The sequence below is a fragment of the Brevundimonas vesicularis genome, assembly GCF_044807075.1.
Classification (GTDB): Bacteria; Pseudomonadota; Alphaproteobacteria; order Caulobacterales; family Caulobacteraceae; genus Brevundimonas; species Brevundimonas vesicularis_G.
In genome coordinates this window covers 2,733,222-2,750,623 of the sequence record NZ_CP085234.1, presented here as the reverse complement: position 1 = coordinate 2,750,623, position 17,402 = coordinate 2,733,222, and the positions used below count along the sequence as shown (strand labels likewise).

Below are 17,402 nucleotides of genomic sequence, written 5' to 3'. Positions count from 1 at the left end.
AGTCGGGGCGGGGATTACGCCGTCATTGCGATGCGCAGTTTACAGCCGTGCAACAGCCCGGTGCATCTTTGATGTCCGAGGTTGAGAGAAACCTGCAACCAGGGTCCACCGCACCTCCACATCGTCTCCACACTTGGGCCGTTGTTAGACGACGACCGCCGTCGTGTCGCGGATGAAGCCGCCGCCTAGGACGCGTTCGGTGTCCGTCGGATCGTACAGGGCGCAGGCCTGGCCTGGCGCGACGCCCTCTTCGCCCTCGTTGAAGACGACGCGGATATCGCCGTCGATCAGGGCGAGGCGGGCTGGCGAGGGCTGGCGGGTCGAGCGGACACGCGCCAGGACCTGGATGTTGGCGTCGGCGGCCTCGACGATGGTGGCCTCGTCGCCCAGCCAGTTGGTTTCTTCCAAAGTCAGAGAGGCGGTCAGCAGGGCTTCGCGCGGGCCGACGATGACGCGACGGGTCTCAGGCTCCAGCCGGGTCACGAACAGGGGCTCACCCACGGCGACGTTGAGGCCACGGCGCTGGCCGATCGTGTAGTCCGTGATGCCCGCGTGCCGGCCCAGCACACGGCCGTCCATATGCACGATCTCGCCAGCCTCACGCCCTTGCGGACGCAGGCGGTCGATCAGGGTGCGATAGTCCCCGGAAGGCACGAAGCAGATGTCCTGGCTGTCCGGCTTGGCGGCGATCTTCAGACCCAGTTCGGCGGCGACGCCGCGCACCTGGGGCTTTTCCAGATCGGCCAGGGGGAAGCGCAGGTAGTCCAGCTGGTCCTGGGTCGTGGCGAACAGGAAGTAGGACTGGTCGCGCGAATGGTCGATGGCCTTGCGCATCTGCGAGCGGTTGCCGGCGACCGCGCGGCGGACGTAGTGACCCGTCGCCATCGCCTCGGCGCCAAGGTCGCGCGCCACGTCCAGCAAGTCACGGAACTTGACGGTCTGATTGCAGCGGATGCAGGGGACCGGCGTCTGGCCCTTGAGATAGCTGTCGGCGAACTGGTCGATCACTGCGTCCTTGAACCGGCTCTCATAGTCCAGGACGTAGTGCGGAATGCCGATCATGTCGGCGGCTAGACGCGCGTCGTGAATATCCTGGCCCGCGCAGCAGGCGCCCTTCTTCTTCAAAGCCGCGCCGTGGTCGTAGAGCTGCAGCGTCACGCCGACAACGTCATAGCCGGCCTTGTGCAGAAGGGCCGCAACGACGGTGGAATCCACGCCGCCCGACATGGCGGCTACCACGCGCGCGCCGACCGGCAGGCCGACCGCCGCTCGCGCGCTCTCGACCGCCGCATCCATGTCGGTGCGGGCGATGTCGGGAACGGGGCAGAAATCTTCGACCAAGCTCATCGCGGCCATTTAGTGCGGAACCAGTGCGATTTCGAGGCCCGCAAAAGAAAAGGGCCGCACCCGTCGCCGGATGCGGCCCTTAACGTCTTCGGGGAAACCCTCAGGAGCGGTAGCTCTGGATCCGCGTCGTGCGCAGACCTTGCATGCCCCATTTGTCGATGGCCTTTTGCCAGGCTAGGAACTCTTCGGCCGTCAGGCGATATTTCGCCAGGGCGTCGTCGAGGCTGAGCAGGCCGCCGCGAACGGCGGCGACGACCTCGGCCTTGCGCCGGATCACCCACCGGTCCGTGTTGGACGGCGGCAGGTCGTTGAGGGTCAGGGGCGTGCCAGTCGGTCCGACCACGTATTGTTCGCCTTTGCTATTAAGGCGTCGCTCTTGCAACATGGGCTTATGCCTCTTTCACCAACACCGTAGTGTCATGAAGGTAGGCGTCCCCGACTAAGGTCCGTTTAAGCGTCGTGGTGAAGGAACGGATAAAATCCGCTCCCTCCCGAACGACTCTGTAAACCTTGCTTGCGCGACGATTCATCGAGACTAACGCTTACTTACTGGCCAATCAGCGTTTGATGTTGATCAGCTCGGCCAACATTTCATCGGCCGTGGTGATGATCTTGGACGAGGCGGAATAGGCGCGCTGGGTGGTGATGAGACCCGTAAACTCGGCCGATAGGTCGACGGTCGAGGACTCCAGCTGCTTGGCCGCGATCTCGCCGGCTCCGCCCGTTCCCGCTGCCTTAAGGTTAAAGGTGCCGGACTGAAGACTGACGGCGTAGGCGTTGCCGGAGACTTCGCGCAGGCTGTCGGGGCTGGGGAAGGTGGCGACCGCGACCTGGGCGATCCGACGCATGACGCCGTTGTCGAAGATGGCGGTGACGAAGCCGCCCTCGTCGATCTTGATCTCGCTCAGATTGCCGAACGCCGTGCCGTTGGTGACCGTCGATTGGACGACCGAGGCCGTGTTCAGCTGGCTGAGGCCGCCGGCCGAGGTGTTGAGGTCCAGCGTCACGGCTTGAGCCGCGATCCCCAGGCCGTCGGCCCAGGCGACCTGGCCGGCCGGCATGGTGAGGTTGTTGGGATCCGATTTGCCGAACTCGAGCGTGGCCATGCTCGGATCGTCGAACAGGCCCGTTCCCGAAGGCCACGCCTTCATCGTATCGACGTCAAGGCGACCCGAGGGCGTGAAGGCGATCTTGCCGGTCTTGATCTGACCGTTGGTGTAGGGGGCGCCCGTCACCACGTCGCCGGCCGGCACGGAAACGATTTCCGCGTACCAGATGTTCGGTTCGTCGCTCTTCAGGAAACGAAGCTCCAGATTGCGCTGCCCGCCCTTGGAGTCCGAGACCGGGATGTTCATCTTGAAGTCGGGCTTCACGCCGACGGGGTTGTCGTCGTCAGCGTTGTACATGGCCATGGAGTTGACCGAGGGGTCATACTTCGTCTTGGCGACGTTCTCATTGCCCAGTCCGATATCGGCCAGATTGACCGTATAAGCCGGGCCGCTGGCGGGGGTGAACTGGATCTGGGTCGGCGGCGTGCCGATCGCGGTCGCCGAACCGGCGTTTGCGCCGTTGATGGTCAGTCCGGTGATAGCGCCGGTGGTCGGGTCGAAGGTCGCCGAGGCGTCGACCTTCTGCGAACCGGACTTGATCACCAAATCATGGCTGTTGGCGCCGGTGCGGGTGTAGCGCACGGAGATGTCGTGGGTGACCGCCGGCGTCGCCGTGTCGGAGACGCCCTTGTAGGCTTGCGCGCTGGCGGCGGAAGACGCCTCCTGGCTTGAACGCAGATTGGCGTTAATCTGCACACGGGTCGTGGGTTCGGCGGTGCCGCCGACCGAGCCGATGTTGATCGAGCGCAGACGCGTCAGGTCGGACGGATCGGTCGAAATCTCGCCGTTGGAGTCCACCGGCCAGCCTTGCAGATACAGCCCCGCGCTATTCTTCAGATAGCCTTGCTTGTCGACGGTGAAGGCGCCGGCACGGGTGAACAGGCGGGTGTCGGTGGCGCCGACATTCTCGGCCTGGGTCGTCGTGACGAAGAAGCCCTGTCCGCTGACGGCGAGGTCGGTGCTGGACGTCGTCCGCTGAAGCTGGCCTTCCTGACTGATGAAGGCGCGGCTGTTGGTCGTGACGCCGCCGGCCGAATAGCTTCCGCCCACGGCCGACTGGCTGTTGACCAGGGTCTGGAACTCGCTGGCGGTGCGCTTGTAGCCAATGGTGTTGACGTTGGCGATGTTCTGCGAGATCGCCGCCAGGGCGGCGGAGTTGGCGGCCAGGCCGGAAACGCCGGCTTGCATTGCGCTGTTGAGGCTCATGGGTGAACGCTCCTTAAATGAAGGTCATCGGAAGGCGGCGGATCGCATCATGCGGCCGCCTCCTCGGTCGGGACGTTCGGATTCTCCGTATCGTCGGTATCGTTCGCCGCCTGGGACCTGATCTCGTTCAGCGAAATCACGGTCGAAAGCGGAAGGATGGAATCGCCGATCACCAGGTACGGCGCGCCGCTGTACATCTCGACGCCGGTGACGCGGCCCTGGATCAGAGCCTGCGCATCGACCTTGGCGCCGGTGGCGTCGGTGGCGGCGACCTTCAGCGTGTAGACGCCGCCGTCTTCGGCCGTGCCACCGTCCTTCAGCTTGCCGTCCCAGTTGAAGGTGTGCAGGCCGGATTTTTTGTCGGGCGCGGCGCCTTCCCAGACGACGACGCCCTTGCTGTCGACGACCTGCAAGGCGGCCTTGTCGGCGTCGGCGCCCAGCTCGTAGGCCCAGGTGGCCTTGCCGTCGTTGAACTCGGTCGCGGTCCAGGCTGCGGTGACCTGCTTGCCGATATAGTTGGCCGCATTGTCCAGTCCGCCGCCGGCTTGCGCCGCGAGCAGGCTGGTCAGCAGGTCGTTGGTCAACAACTGCTGCTCGACGCCGGCCATCTGGGTCAGCTGAGCCGTAAACTCGTTGGAATCTAGCGGCGACAGCGGGTCCTGATTCTTCATTTGCGTGGTCAGCAGGGTCAGGAAGGTCTCGAAATTCGAGGCCAGGGCCGTGGTGCCGCTGGTGATGCGACCGGCTGCTGCGCTTGTGGAGACGGCGTCGACCATGGGGTCAGACCTTCAGATCGACGCGGTCAGGCGTCAGGGAATGATTGATCCAGGCGCCGGGCGCCGGGACGATGGGGGTGTCGGCCTGGGCCGCCAGGCGAGAGCCGCCGGCGAACAGGGCGTTGCGTTGCTGCTGGCGCTCGAAAGCGCCGCCGCCTGCGGACGGATCACGCTGCGAGAAGTCCAGCGCGTCGCCCGCGACCTGGAAGCCGGCGTCCTGAAGCTGGCGGCGCAGTTCGTCGGCGCGACCTTTCAGATCGGCGGCGGCTGCGGGGTTGTCGAACGCCAGGCGAGCGGACAGCTGGCCGTCCTTGCCGATCTCCAGACTGACATCGACGCGGCCCAGGTCTTCAGGCGTCAGCACCATGTCGAACCGGGTCGAACGGCTATCCAGTCTTCGCGCGATCTGCGAGGCGAGCTGGGCGGTGGTTTCGACGGTCGCGCGAGACAGGGTGGAAAGACCCAGGTCATGACCGGGAACGGCGACCTGATGGCGGGCCTGAGCGTCGACAGGCGCGGCAGTCGCGGTCGGCGCGTCCGTCAGGGTCGATGTCAGGGGCGCGTCTTCGCTCGTCTTGCCGGTTTGGGGCGCCGTGGCCACGCCCAATGCGATCTTGGCCGCGACCGGCCTTGCGGCGATGTCCGTGTCGGGATCGACTGACGTTGCGGCCTCCTTGTTGGAGGATTCAGCCGTCGCTATTGCGGCGCCGTCGATCTCGGCGGCCAGAGGCTTTTCAGCCTCGGCCGTTTCACGCGGCGGCGCCGCTGCAACAGTTTCGGCGGTCGGGGTGGGCGTCTTTTGGTTCCGGTCGACTGACGACGCCGTGGCTTGAGACGAAGGCGTCGCCGCATCGATTGTGATCGCTTGTGGCGATAGATCGAGCGCTGAGGCTGCGTCTTTGGGTGCGAAACCTTCTGCCTCGGCCACCGCTGCGACGACATCGGCCGCGACGAGGATCGAGGCCTTTGGCGTGGCGGCAGCGACGGAAACCTGGACCTGCGCCATCGGTATTTGAGCGGCCGTCAAGGCCTGAGCGATGGGCGAGGGAGAGGCCGGCTTTTCAGCGACGGCGGCGGCGGGCGTCGCGGCGGCGGTTTTTGCGCTATCGGGCGCGATGGGTGTCGATGTCGCGACATCGGCCGGACGGGCTGCGACATTGATCATGGGGCGACTGGCAAGCGTCGCCGGAACGGCGGGCTTTGCGGCAGCGGTCGCCGTTGCGGACTGAGACGGCTCAGCCTGGGCGAGATCGGGTTCGATCTTGACCGCTTCCCCAGCCGCGCTGACCGCAGGCATGGTGCTGTCGGCGGCCGGGATATCGTTGAGCTCGGAAACGAGCGCTTGGGCGACCGCGTGGGGCGCAATCCTCGGCGCTGCGATGTTCTGGTCAGAAGGCGATGCGGCTCGAGTCGCCGACGTTTCGGTTTCTGCGCGGACCGGTGCAGCGGCGATTGGCGCTGAAGCTTGAGCCTCAAGCGCAAGGAGCGAGACTTTAGGCGTGTGTTGCGGAACCTTTGGATCGACGCTCGCCGTCGGCGTGTCGCCGGTTTGGGAAGTCGGCGGAGCGACGGCGAGCGCCTGAGTTGGAGAAACAACCGGCGTCGGTTGCGGCGCGACGGTCGGTGATGCGGCGCCTTGGTTTGCGACGGCCTCACCGCTCGCGGCGTCTTCCGGTGAGATGGCGCGCTTCTCGGAAACTGACGGTTGCCCTTCCGGCTGAATGGCTTCGCCGTCAGCGATCACGTCGGATGTCGGCGTGACGATGTCGTTCGCCTGGCTCGAGGTGATGCCGCCCTCCACGGTCATCACGGCTTGAGCCATGACGACGCCGAGGGACCGTGAGGTGGTCAGTCGACCGAGCGCAATCCGCTCGACCGGCGCGCTGTGGACGCCCGCGTTCAGCGCGTCGGCGACCTTGCTGGAGAACAGGCCCGCATCGGTCGCCTCTGCGCCCAAGACAACAGCCGACGTTCCGGTCGAAACCGGAGCGGCGGGTGCGAGAAGGGCGGAAGCGGTGGACATGGAAGCGCGGCGGCTTTCGTAAGGAGCGACGACGGCGCCTGCTGCGCCCAAGAGTTCGTCGCCCTCGACGCAAAGGCCGGGCCAAGACGATAAGTCAGCAAAAACAACGATAAGTGGAGCGTCGGAGGCTCCGGGTCCGACGGGCGGCGGTCGTTATTGCCGCGCTCTCGCCATTTTTTGCCCGGCTTCGCGCGGTGGCGATCAGTGACACGCGGGATGCCCGCATCCGATTGGCCCGACCTTTGCGCGTCTTTCCCATCATGATGGTCGCTCAGTCAACGATCTTGTGGAAAAACAACGCTTTGTACGAGCGGGCGTGGCGCGTGGCTGGGCAAGAACTGCGCGTCGCGATGCAGTGGTTGCCGGGTAGAGCGGTGGAGACGCGTCAATGTCGCTGAACTCGATCATGAACATTGCGACCTCAGGGCTGAAGACTGCCCATTCGCAGTTGCGTGTCACTGCCGACAATATCGCCAACGTCGATACGCCCGGATACATCCGCAAGGTCGCCGATCAGTCGGCTTCGGTCACCAACGGCTATGGCTCGGGCGTCGACGTCACGCGGGTGCGTCTGGCGACAGACCGTTTCCTGCAGGCGGCCAGCCTCAGCGCCGGGTCGGACTCTGCGCGCCAGACCGTGCGCTATGAACTGTACGACCAGATCCAGAACCAGTTCGGCGATCCCAGCAGCGACACCAACTTTTTTGCCCAGGTCGACAAGCTGTTCGCCACCTATGCGACCCTGGCCGAAAGCCCGACATCGTCGGCCGGGCGTCAGGATACGATCTACAAGACCCAAGCGATCTTCAATCAGGCCGCCGGCATCGCGTCCCAGATCCAGTCGGCGCGTCAAGAGGCGGACGGTCGACTGTTGAGCGCGGTCGAGACGGTCAATCCGCTGCTGGAACAGATCGCAAAGTTGAACAAGACCATCGCCGCCGGGACGGTGACGAACGACGATGTGACAGGCGCCCAGAACGCTCAGCTCGGCCTGATCAACGAATTGTCCAAATACATGGACGTGAAGGTCGAGGCCCGCTCCAACGGCGGCGTCACCCTGCGCACGAATACCGGGACCACTCTTGTGGGCGAGGGGGCTGCGACGCTGTCGTACCACGCGGCCGGCACCGTGGACGCCATGACGGCCTTCTCCGACATCATGATCACCGAGCCCAGCGGCACGCGCTGGCCGCTGCTGGACGGCGTGTCGTCCGGTCAGATCCGGGGTCTGGTCGAGATGCGCGATGTCGATGCGCCTGCCGCCGCCGCGCGCCTGGGTGAGTTGACGGCCAAACTCGCGGACGAACTGAACCGCGCCCATAACGCCAACAGCAGCGTTCCTGCGCCGACGACCCTGACAGGGCGCAACACCGGCCAGTCGCTGGAGAACGCCCTGACCGGCTTCACCGGCACGACCACCATCTCGGCGGTCAATGCGTCGGGCGTCGTGCAGGCGTCGGCGCGGATCGTCTTTTCCGGCGGTACGATGACGATCAACGGCGCCGCCGCCGATCCGACCACCTTCCTCAGCGTGCTGAACGCCCAGCTGGGCGGCACGGCGACGGCGAGCTTCTCAGACGGCCAACTGCGCCTGGACGGGGCGGGCGGAAACGGTGTGGCGATCGCCGACGACGCGACCTCGCCCAGCGCCAAGGGCGGTCGTGGATTTTCGCACTGGTTCGGTCTGAACGACCTGGTGACCACGACCACGCCGACCTTCTACGAGACGGGCCTGACCCTGACGTCCCAGCACGGGTTCGATGCGGGCGAGAGCCTGACCTTGCGCTTTGCCGGTCCGTCCGGTGCGCGCCTTCGCGACATCACCGTGTCCGTGCCCGCCGGGACGGGCACGATGGGAGAGATGCTGGGTGCGCTGAACGATCCAATCACCGGCGTCGGCCGCTATGGCGCCTTCAGCCTGGATGCGGCGGGCAAGCTGTCATTCAAGGCTTACGACGCGTCGGCGACGTCGATGAGCGTCGTGAAGGACAATACGACCCAGGATCCGTCCGGCGTTTCAATGTCGCAACTGTTCGGCCTGGGCGCGACGGGATCGACCCGGGCCGGCGCCTATACGGTGCGCAGCGACATCCAGCAGGATCCCGGCAAGCTGGCCCTGGCGCAACTGAACCTGTCGGCGGCGGCGGGGACGCCGGCGCTGAGCAAGAACGATGGGCGCGGCGGCCTGGCGCTGGGCGATGTGGGCAAGAAGAATGTCGCCTTCGCGACAGCCGGCGGAAATGCCGGCGGGACCAAGACCCTGTCGTCCTATGCGGCGGACTTCGCCGGCGAGATCGGCGGCAAGGCCTCGGCCGCCAAGACCCGCAGTGAAACCGCAAGCGCCCTGGCCAAGGAGGCTGACAGCCGCCGCACTTCGGCCGAAGGCGTGAACATGGACGAGGAACTGGTCAATATGACCACGTTCCAGCAAGCCTATAACGCCTCTGCGCGCCTGATCCAGGCGAGCAAGGACATGTACGACGTACTGATCGGAATCCTGCAATGACGCGCGTCGCGACCCACGGGAACTACCAGTCGGCCTTGCTCAGCCTAATGAACGCGCAAGGCCGCGCGCAGCAGGCGCAGGAGCGGATCGACAGCGAAAAGATCGCCACCGACATGTCCGGCTATGGCCGAGGCGCAGAGCAACTGACCAGCCTGACGTCGACACAGGCGCGACTGGAAGGATTTATTTCCACCGGCGAGGCCGTGAAGGCGCGGCTGAGCGCCCAGGATTTGGCCATGAGCCGCATCTACGAAGGCGGGACAGGCGCTCGTGAGGCCATCGCGAATAGCCTGGCGGCTGGGCGGATCGACAATCTGATGGTCGAGCTCGGTCTGAACTATCAGATGGTTCAGGGCGGGCTGAACGCGGAACACCAGGGCTCGTACCTGTTTGCGGGCGGGCAAAGCGACATCGCTCCTGCCACGGCCGCGACCATGGCCGATTTGACGGCGGCGCCGTCCACCGCCGCGACCTTCGCCAACGACACCTTGAAGCAGAAGTCGCGCATCGACGAGAAGACCACAGTCGAGACCGGGTTTCTGGCCAGCGAGATCGGCGGGCCGCTGACTGAGGTGTTTCGCAACATTCAGGCCTTCCAGAACGGCACGGCTGTGATCGTCGGCGGCGTGACCTATACGCCAGCGGGCGCGGGCACGCTGACGGGACAGCCCGACGCCAACGTCACCGCGTTTTTGAAGGCGCAGATGGGCGAACTGGACAAGGCGAATGCGGGCCTGACGAACCAGACGGCGAAGAACGGTCTGATCCAAAACCACGTCGAGACAGCGCTGGACGCCCAGGAAAACCAGAAAACCGCCCTGCAGAAGATGATGCAAGACAAGTCCGGATATGATCCGGCACGGGCGATCACCGATCTGCAGATGGCGCAGGTGGCGATCGAGGCTTCTGCCCAGATCATCAACTCGCTGAAGAGCACGTCGCTGCTCAATTTGCTGCGTTAAGTCGTCGTTTCAAAAAAGAAAACGGCAACGCTGGACCAAACACCGTTCTGGAACGTATCATGAACGATGGCCCGTCTCGATCTGCGTCGAAAACTCTCCGTTCTGGCTGACGCCGCCAAGTATGACGCCTCGTGTTCGTCGTCGGGATCGTCGAAACGAAACTCTGTTGGCGGCAAGGGGATCGGCTCGACCGAAGGCATGGGCATCTGTCACGCCTATACGCCGGACGGTCGATGCATCAGTCTGCTCAAGATCTTGCTGACCAACTTCTGCATCTATGACTGCGCCTATTGCATCAATCGCGTGTCGTCGAATGTGGAGCGCGCGCGGTTCGTTGTCGACGAGGTGGTCGACCTGACGCTCAACTTCTACAAGCGCAATTACATCGAGGGTCTGTTCCTGTCATCGGGCATCATTCGATCCGGCGACTATACGATGGAACAGCTGGTCCTGGTGGCCAAGACGCTGCGCGAAGTCCATGACTTCCGGGGCTATATTCATCTGAAGCTGATACCGGAGGCGGATCCGAAGCTGGTGGAGATGGCGGGTCTGTATGCCGATCGCCTGTCAGCCAATATCGAACTTCCGCGCGACGAGGCGCTGGCACGACTGGCGCCGCAGAAGGACGTCGGGGTCATCAAGAAGGCGATGAGCCAGGTGCGTCTGGGCGTCGAGGCGGCCAAGCCAGCCAAACGTGAAAAGATCAAGCCGCCGAAGTTCGCGCCGGGCGGCCAGAGCACGCAGCTGATCATCGGCGCAGACGGCGCGCCGGATACGGAAATCCTGGATCGCAGCGCTTCGCTTTACGGGGGTTACGGCCTGCGCCGCGTCTATTATTCGGCGTTCAGCCCTATCCCGGATTCCAGTTCGATCCTGCCGTTGTCCAAGCCGCCGCTGATGCGCGAGCATCGGCTGTATCAGGCCGATTGGCTGATGCGGTTCTATGGCTTCTCCGCACCGGAGATCGGCGAGGGCGCATCGAACGGCATGCTCGATCTGGCGGTCGACCCCAAACTGGCCTGGGCGCTGAACAAGCGCGAGCAGTTTCCCGTCGATGTGAACCGTGCGCCGCGCGAGATGCTGCTCCGTGTGCCGGGGCTGGGCGTGAAGGCGGTGGACCGGATCGTCTCGGTGCGACGCTATCGGACTCTGCGTCTGGAGGATGTCGGACGGCTGACGCGATCGGTGTCGAAAATCCGGCCCTTCATTACGGCGCTGGATTGGACGCCAGGCGGTCTGACGGATGCAGCGGACCTCAAGGCGCGCGTGACCAGCCGCACGCCCGAGCAGTTGAGCCTGTTCTGATGGCGATGGCGACGCTGGACGGTGAGACCGACTTCGACGGTTGGCGGAAAGCGGCGCGCGCGTTTCGATTGGCGGGTGTGGAGCCCGCGGCGGCGCGGTTCGTCGTGGCGGGGGCGGTGGAACAGGGTGGGCTGTTCGATCAGCCGATTGCCGAAGAGGTGTCGCCGACGCCGGATGACCGCAAAGCTTTCAACGTGCCGAAAGAGTTCGTGGACCTGGCCCAGAACCTGATCCTGCACCGATCCGCTGACCGTTTCGATCTGATGTACAGGCTGCTGTGGCGACTGAAGGATGAGCCGGACCTGATCAAGGTCATTTCGGACCGGGACGTCGCCGACGCGCTGGAGCGGGTCAAGAACGTCAGCCGCGCCTCGCACAAGATGAAGGCCTTCGTTCGCTTTCGCCAGGTGCATGACGATCTGGGCGAGGCCTGGGTGGCGTGGTTCGAGCCGCCGCACCGGGTTTTGGAAAAGACCGCGCCCTTTTTCCAACGACGGTTCACGACCATGCGCTGGTCGATTTTGACGCCAGATGGTTCGGCCGTCTGGGATGGAGAAGCCCTGCGGTTCGGGCCGCCAGCGACCCGCGACATGGCGCCGGCCGAGGACGAGATCGAGGATTTCTGGAAGACCTACTACGCCTCGACCTTCAATCCCGCGCGGCTAAAGGTGAAGACGATGCAGGGCGAGATGGCTAAATCTTACTGGAAGAACCTGCCGGAAGCCGCCCTGATCCCGGAACTGGTCGCGGCCTCGTCGGTTCGAACCGAGACCATGGTCGCTACGCCGTCGCCTCAGCCCAATCCGCGTTTCGCACGCGCCGTCGCGCCAGATCTCCATTTGGCGCGTCCCGACGCCGAGGCCGTGCCCGAAAATCTCGATGATGTCGCAGGCGGCGTTCAGGCCTGTCGCCGTTGCCCGCTTTACCGCGACGCGACGCAGGGCGTGTGCGGGGAGGGGCCGAAGTCGGCGCGTCTGATGATCGTCGGCGAACAGCCGGGCGATCAGGAAGATCTGGCGGGCCGCGCCTTTATCGGGCCGGCGGGACAGGTGCTGAACGCAGCCCTGGCCGAGGCCGGCATTGATCGATCCGACGTCTATGTTACCAACGCGGTCAAACACTTCAAACACGAGCCGCGCGGCAAGCGTCGCCTGCACAAGACGCCGAACGCGGGCGAGGTTCAGGCCTGCCGCTGGTGGCTGGACTCAGAACGCCGGCTGATCAAGCCGCAAGTCGTGCTGGCCCTGGGGGCGACAGCGGGTCTGGCTTTACTGGGTCGAAAGCCGGCCGTGATGCAGGAACGCGGCGCGCCGGCCGATCTCAGCGATGGATCGACCGCCGTACTGACGGTCCACCCTTCCTATCTGCTGCGTCTGCCGGACGAGGCCGCGAAGTCCGAGGCGAGACGGTTGTTCATTGAGGATCTGGCGGCGGTGCAACGTCGTATGGGGTAACGTAAGAACGAATCCCGTTCGGCCGCGTTTGGCATCAGCGCCAGCGTGACCGTTGGACGTTTCATCGGGGGAGGCGATCTCGACACGGTCGATCGACAAACATCCGCGCGAATGTAATCGCGCGTTGACATCGAATGCCGGCTTGACCATTAGCGCGGCAGGGATTTCGGCTGTCTGTTCAGAGGGTCAGGGGAAAATCGCGATGTCAGACCGGTCATCAGAGGCCCGATGAACCAGGCCGCATACGAAATCGTCGATCGTGATGGCGAGGCCCGTCTGCGCCTGACCGGCGACTGGACGACTACGGCGCTGGGTCGTCTGCCGACGGAGCTGAGCCGCGATCTGGAGGGCCGCGATATCGCCAGCATCGACACCTCCGATCTCGGTCGCTTCGATACCGCCGGCGCGCTGGCCCTGGTGCAGGCTTCAAGCGGTCGTCTGTCCAAGAGTCAGTGGAAGGATCGACCCGAGGCCGGTCGCATCTATCATATGATCGAACTGCTGGAGCGCCAGAGCGCCCCGGCCCCGAAACGCCCCAGCGCCTTCGTTCGCACCTTCGCCAAGATCGGGCGAGGCGTGTACGATTTCGGCGGTGAGGCCATGTTGTCGCTGGCGTTCCTCGGCCGGCTGATGGCCGCCGTCGTCGAAGCCGCCAAACGTCCCGGTGGGATCCGCTGGCCGGCCTGGGTCAGTCAGGCGGAGCGGGCCGGGCTGGACGCCATTCCGATCGTCATGATCACCAACTTCTTCATCGGTGCCGTCATCGCCTTCATCGGCGTGGATTTGCTGACCGACTTCGGCGCCCAGGTGTTTGCGGTTCAGCTGATCGGCGTCGCCATGTTCCGCGAGTTCGCCGTGGTCATCGCATCGGTCCTTCTGGCGGGACGTTCGGCCTCGGCGTTTGCGGCCGAGATCGGGTCGATGCGGATGAATCAGGAGGTCGACGCCATGCAGGTCATGGGCGTCAATCCGTTCCAGGCTCTGGTGATCCCGCGCGTCGCCTCTCTCGTGATCATGCTGCCGCTGCTGACCTTCATGGGCATGATCGGCGGTCTTATCGGCGGTCTGGTCGTGTGCTGGAGCTCGTTGAATCTCGGCCCGTCCTTCTTCTTCCAGCGTCTGGTCGAGGATGGCACCATGGCCCAGCATCTGATGGTCGGCCTGGTGAAGGCGCCTGTCTTCGCCCTGGTGATCGCCGCCATCGGTTGCCGTCAGGGCATGGCCGTCGCCGGTGATGTCGAAAGTCTGGGCCGCCGCGTGACGGCCGCCGTGGTGCAGGCCATCTTCGCCATCATCTTCCTGGACGCCGTGTTCGCCCTGGTCTTCCTGGAGCTGAACATATGACCAAAGCCCCAGAAAACCTGATCGAGGTGCGCGGCCTGCTGAGCCAGTTCGGCGAGCGCACCATCCACGAGAATCTAGACCTCGACCTGGTGCGCGGCGAAGTCCTGGGCGTGGTCGGCGGATCGGGCGCGGGCAAGACCGTGCTGCTGAACACCATCATCGGCTTGAAGGAGCCGGAAGGCGGGTCGGTGAAGGTGCTCGGCTACGACCGGGCGAACCTGACCAAGGCCGAGGCGGCCGACATCGAGAAGCGCACCGGCATCCTGTTCCAGCAGGGCGCGCTGTTCTCATCGCTCAGCGTGCTGGAGAACGTGGCTTCGCCCCTGGTCGAACACACCAAACTGCCCAAGTCGGTCATCTATGAGCTGGCCGAGTTGAAAATCGCCATGGTCGGTCTGAAGCCTGAGCACCACCATCTTAAACCGGCGGAACTGTCGGGCGGCATGAAGAAGCGGGCCGGCCTGGCGCGTGCACTCGCGCTGGATCCCGAGCTGGTGTTTCTGGACGAGCCGACGGCGGGCCTTGATCCCATCGGCGCGGCCGCGTTCGACGATCTGATCCGGCAACTGGCGGATGACCTGGGCCTGTCCGTCTTCATGATCACCCACGACCTCGATACGCTCTACGCCATCTGTGACAAGGTGGCGGTGCTGGCGGACAAGCGGGTCGTGGAAAAGGCCACGGTGCAGGAGCTGGAAGGCTCCGACCATCCGTGGATCAAAGAATATTTCCTGGGGCCGCGCGGACGCGCAGCCACCAAGTCTGCCGCCTGAGGAGAGCGGATCATGGAAAGAGACGCACATTACGCCGCCGTCGGCATCGCCACCGTCGCCCTTCTGGCGGCCCTGGCGGTGTTCACCATCTGGCTGGCCCGGCTGCAGTTCAACAGCGACTACGACATGTACGACATCGTCTTCTATGGGCCAGTGAACGGCCTGTCGGAAGGCGGCGAGGTCCATTTCAACGGCATCCGAGTCGGCGAGGTGACCGACCTGAACATCGACACCAAGCGCGGCGACCAGGTGATCGCCCGTGTCCGCGTGGACGGCACGACGCCGGTGCGCGTGACCTCGCGCGCACAGCTGGAGCCTCAAGGTATCACCGGCCTCAACTACATCCAGATCACCGCCGGCTCGCCCAATAGCGCCCTGCTGAAAGAGCAGTATCCGGATAATGTCGTGCCCGTGCTGCAAAGCCAGCCGTCGCCGATCGCCGAGCTCTTGAGCGGTTCGGGCACGGTGCTGGCCCAGACCGTGGATGCGCTGAACCGGATCAACCGCGTCATGTCCGACGACAATATCCGCAGCTTCTCCACCAGCGTGAAGAACGTCGAGGCCCTGACAACCGAACTGGAAGCTCGCAAGGCCATCTTCCAGCAACTGGAAGAGGCCGTGACCAACGCCAACGCCGCGGTGAAGGAATATCAGGCCCTTGCCGTCGACACGCGTCAGATCATTAATACCGACGGTCGCGAGGCCATCGCCAACATCAACTCGGCGACGGCGGAAGCCCGCACGGCGATCGCCTCGGCCAACCGTTCGATCACGGGGCTGGAGCGTCCTTTGGGTGACTTTGCGACGACCAGCCTGCCGCAACTGACCGGCACGATCGAAGAACTGCAGGACGCCACCCGGTCTCTGCAAGCCCTGATCGACGACGTCCGCGCCAGCCCGCGCGACTTCATCGGTCGTCCCAAATCCAAAGAGCTGGAGGTGCAGCCGTGATCCTTCGTCCTGTCCTTCGTCTGGCGGCGTCCGCCGCTGTCCTGACCGCGCTGAGCGGATGCGCGTTGCTGTCGTCGCCGGATCCGGTCCAGAACTATCGGTTCGGTCTGCCGATGGCCGCGCCGTCGGCAGTGGGCGACACGCCTGCGCCTCTTACGGTCTCGATCCGCCGCATCGAATTCCCCGAGGCGACCGGCGATGACAAAATCCTGGGCGTCACGGGTCTGGAGACGGCCTATATCGGCGGCGCACGCTGGGTGTCGCCGGCCTCGACCCTGTTCGACGATAGCCTGAAGGCGGCCTTCGCCAACCGGGCCGACCGCATCCGGGTGCTGGGGCGTCGAGAACCAGGAACGCCCCCGCTGATCCTGCAAGTCACGGTGACGACGTTCGAGGCGCATTACGCCGCGCCAGGCGCCGTTCCGGACGTCGTGGTGACCGCACGGGCGCAACTGCGCTCCACCCCGGAACGGCGCGCGGGCGGCGGGACCATACGTCCCGAGGAAGGCCGCTCGGTCGAGCGCGTGTTCACCGTGACCCAGCCCGCCGGCGACAACCGCGTGTCCGCCATCGTTGCAGCCTTCGACACGGCGACCCGCGACATCAACACCCAGATCGCGGACTGGACAATCGCCTCCGCGAACTGAGGCGGTCGAACGTCTGACGCCGGGACGGTGGCGGTGCGGGACGTAGGCTTGCGGATGCGCTAGGGTGCGCCGCGAATCTGCTCCCGGAGTTGTCATGAGTTTTTCCGCCACCGACGCGGCCTTCGAAGGCTTCCGGGTCGTTCGTCGGCATCCGATCGTCGCGGTTGCCTGGGGCCTGGTCTATCTGGCCGTCTATGTCGCCATGTTTGGCCTGGGCGCAGACAAGTGGGCCAGCCTGATGGCGGCGGGTGAAGCGCTGGAACAGTCGGCCAACCCGTCGATGGCGGAGTTTCAGGCCCTGGGCCAGACCTATGCCGGAGCCCTGATCTGGGCCGCGCCCATCGGCCTGCTGGTTGGCGCGGTGCTCAGCGCCGCGGTGGCGCGCTCAGTCTTGCGGCCGGACGAGTCGTCGTGGGGCTATCTGCGCCTCGGCATGGATGAGGTCCGTGTTCTGGCGGTCAGTCTGATCGTCAGTCTGGCTGTCGGTCTGGCGTCGGGTGTCGGCATGATGGTGGTCGGCGCGGCCATCGGTTTCGGCGCCGCGTCGGGTCAGGCGCTGCTGATTTTGGCCGGCGTACTCCTGATCTTCGCCGTCTTCGCCTTGATCGTCTGGCTGGCGATCAAGTTCAGCCTTGCGGTGCCGATGACGATCGATCGCCGCAAGATCACCATCGTGGAATCGTTCGCCGCCACCAAGGGGCATTTCTGGTCGCTGCTGGGCATGGCCGTGATCGCCATCATCATGTCCCTGATCGTCAGCATCCTGGGCATGATCATCGGCGCAGCCGCAGATCTCGCCACCGGCGGCATCCAGACGCTGGCGCGCTTCGACGGCGAGGGACTGGGTCAGATCCTGATGCAGGCCTGGCCGGCAATCCTGGTGTCGTCGATCGTCAACGCCTTCCTCGCCGCGCTGCAACTCGCGGTGCTGTATGCCCCGTTCGCAGCGGCCTGGAATGGGCTTCGAGGCGGTCAGTCGACCCACGTCTTCTCCTGACG

14 protein-coding genes are annotated in these 17,402 nt (G+C 64.9%); 9 read left to right on the top strand and 5 right to left on the bottom strand.

Annotated features, from left to right (window positions below):
* Positions 1-144: 144 nt before the first annotated feature.
* The 5 genes from mnmA to LG306_RS13965 all read right to left on the bottom strand — a co-directional run bounded on the left by mnmA (position 145) and on the right by LG306_RS13965 (position 6,461).
* Positions 145-1,347 (bottom strand): tRNA 2-thiouridine(34) synthase MnmA, encoded by a 1,203-nt coding sequence (gene mnmA / locus LG306_RS13985; RefSeq protein ID WP_404415674.1) that lies wholly within the window; start codon positions 1,345-1,347, stop codon positions 145-147.
* A gap of 100 nt (positions 1,348-1,447) precedes the next feature.
* On the bottom strand, positions 1,448-1,732 hold the full coding sequence (locus LG306_RS13980; protein WP_026108337.1) for a DUF1153 domain-containing protein: 285 nt from the start codon (positions 1,730-1,732) through the stop codon (positions 1,448-1,450).
* A 172-nt stretch (positions 1,733-1,904) separates the two neighbouring features.
* Positions 1,905-3,662: a flagellar hook protein FlgE gene (gene flgE, locus LG306_RS13975; RefSeq protein ID WP_404415670.1), complete on the bottom strand. Its 1,758-nt coding sequence runs from the start codon at positions 3,660-3,662 to the stop codon at positions 1,905-1,907.
* Positions 3,663-3,709: 47 nt separating this feature from the next.
* Positions 3,710-4,438 (bottom strand): flagellar hook assembly protein FlgD, encoded by a 729-nt coding sequence (locus LG306_RS13970; protein WP_404415668.1) that lies wholly within the window; start codon positions 4,436-4,438, stop codon positions 3,710-3,712.
* A 4-nt stretch (positions 4,439-4,442) separates the two neighbouring features.
* Entirely contained in the window at positions 4,443-6,461 is a 2,019-nt protein-coding gene (locus LG306_RS13965) for a flagellar hook-length control protein FliK (RefSeq protein WP_404415665.1), read from the bottom strand.
* Positions 6,462-6,867: 406 nt separating this feature from the next.
* Here LG306_RS13965 and flgK point away from each other — a divergent pair, with 406 nt between their 5' ends.
* The 9 genes from flgK (at position 6,868) to LG306_RS13920 (ending at position 17,400) form a co-directional block, all read left to right on the top strand.
* A complete protein-coding gene (gene flgK, locus LG306_RS13960; protein ID WP_404415662.1) occupies positions 6,868-8,967 on the top strand; it encodes a flagellar hook-associated protein FlgK in 2,100 nt (699 codons plus the stop codon).
* Positions 8,964-9,929, top strand: coding sequence for a flagellin (locus LG306_RS13955; protein ID WP_404415659.1), 966 nt, complete (start codon positions 8,964-8,966; stop codon positions 9,927-9,929). The genes flgK and LG306_RS13955 overlap by 4 nt, the downstream gene beginning before the upstream one ends.
* A 66-nt stretch (positions 9,930-9,995) precedes the next feature.
* Positions 9,996-11,234: a putative DNA modification/repair radical SAM protein gene (locus LG306_RS13950; RefSeq protein WP_404415656.1), complete on the top strand. Its 1,239-nt coding sequence runs from the start codon at positions 9,996-9,998 to the stop codon at positions 11,232-11,234.
* On the top strand, positions 11,234-12,688 hold the full coding sequence (locus tag LG306_RS13945; RefSeq protein ID WP_404415653.1) for a UdgX family uracil-DNA binding protein: 1,455 nt from the start codon (positions 11,234-11,236) through the stop codon (positions 12,686-12,688). Before LG306_RS13950 ends, LG306_RS13945 begins: the two co-directional genes overlap by 1 nt.
* 228 nt (positions 12,689-12,916) lie before the next feature.
* Positions 12,917-14,032: an MlaE family ABC transporter permease gene (locus LG306_RS13940; protein ID WP_404415649.1), complete on the top strand. Its 1,116-nt coding sequence runs from the start codon at positions 12,917-12,919 to the stop codon at positions 14,030-14,032.
* Entirely contained in the window at positions 14,029-14,805 is a 777-nt protein-coding gene (locus LG306_RS13935) for an ABC transporter ATP-binding protein (RefSeq protein WP_404415647.1), read from the top strand. The genes LG306_RS13940 and LG306_RS13935 overlap by 4 nt, the downstream gene beginning before the upstream one ends.
* A 12-nt stretch (positions 14,806-14,817) precedes the next feature.
* Complete coding sequence (locus tag LG306_RS13930) at positions 14,818-15,756, top strand: MlaD family protein (protein WP_404415644.1); 939 nt, start codon at positions 14,818-14,820, stop codon at positions 15,754-15,756.
* Entirely contained in the window at positions 15,753-16,403 is a 651-nt protein-coding gene (locus LG306_RS13925) for an ABC-type transport auxiliary lipoprotein family protein (protein ID WP_404415641.1), read from the top strand. Before LG306_RS13930 ends, LG306_RS13925 begins: the two co-directional genes overlap by 4 nt.
* Before the next feature lie 94 nt (positions 16,404-16,497).
* On the top strand, positions 16,498-17,400 hold the full coding sequence (locus LG306_RS13920; RefSeq protein WP_404415639.1) for a hypothetical protein: 903 nt from the start codon (positions 16,498-16,500) through the stop codon (positions 17,398-17,400).
* Positions 17,401-17,402 lie beyond the last annotated feature (2 nt).

What these genes read in the sequence shown, in the direction of transcription:
- mnmA (WP_404415674.1), bottom strand. Translation starts at nt 1,347, where the DNA reads ATGAGCTTGGTCGAAGATTTCTGCCCCGTTCCCGACATCGCCCGCACC.
- LG306_RS13980 (WP_026108337.1), bottom strand. Translation starts at nt 1,732, where the DNA reads ATGTTGCAAGAGCGACGCCTTAATAGCAAAGGCGAACAATACGTGGTC.
- flgE (WP_404415670.1), bottom strand. Translation starts at nt 3,662, where the DNA reads ATGAGCCTCAACAGCGCAATGCAAGCCGGCGTTTCCGGCCTGGCCGCC.
- LG306_RS13970 (WP_404415668.1), bottom strand. Translation starts at nt 4,438, where the DNA reads ATGGTCGACGCCGTCTCCACAAGCGCAGCAGCCGGTCGCATCACCAGC.
- LG306_RS13965 (WP_404415665.1), bottom strand. Translation starts at nt 6,461, where the DNA reads ATGTCCACCGCTTCCGCCCTTCTCGCACCCGCCGCTCCGGTTTCGACC.
- flgK (WP_404415662.1), top strand. Translation starts at nt 6,868, where the DNA reads ATGAACATTGCGACCTCAGGGCTGAAGACTGCCCATTCGCAGTTGCGT.
- LG306_RS13955 (WP_404415659.1), top strand. Translation starts at nt 8,964, where the DNA reads ATGACGCGCGTCGCGACCCACGGGAACTACCAGTCGGCCTTGCTCAGC.
- LG306_RS13950 (WP_404415656.1), top strand. Translation starts at nt 9,996, where the DNA reads ATGGCCCGTCTCGATCTGCGTCGAAAACTCTCCGTTCTGGCTGACGCC.
- LG306_RS13945 (WP_404415653.1), top strand. Translation starts at nt 11,234, where the DNA reads ATGGCGATGGCGACGCTGGACGGTGAGACCGACTTCGACGGTTGGCGG.
- LG306_RS13940 (WP_404415649.1), top strand. Translation starts at nt 12,917, where the DNA reads ATGAACCAGGCCGCATACGAAATCGTCGATCGTGATGGCGAGGCCCGT.
- LG306_RS13935 (WP_404415647.1), top strand. Translation starts at nt 14,029, where the DNA reads ATGACCAAAGCCCCAGAAAACCTGATCGAGGTGCGCGGCCTGCTGAGC.
- LG306_RS13930 (WP_404415644.1), top strand. Translation starts at nt 14,818, where the DNA reads ATGGAAAGAGACGCACATTACGCCGCCGTCGGCATCGCCACCGTCGCC.
- LG306_RS13920 (WP_404415639.1), top strand. Translation starts at nt 16,498, where the DNA reads ATGAGTTTTTCCGCCACCGACGCGGCCTTCGAAGGCTTCCGGGTCGTT.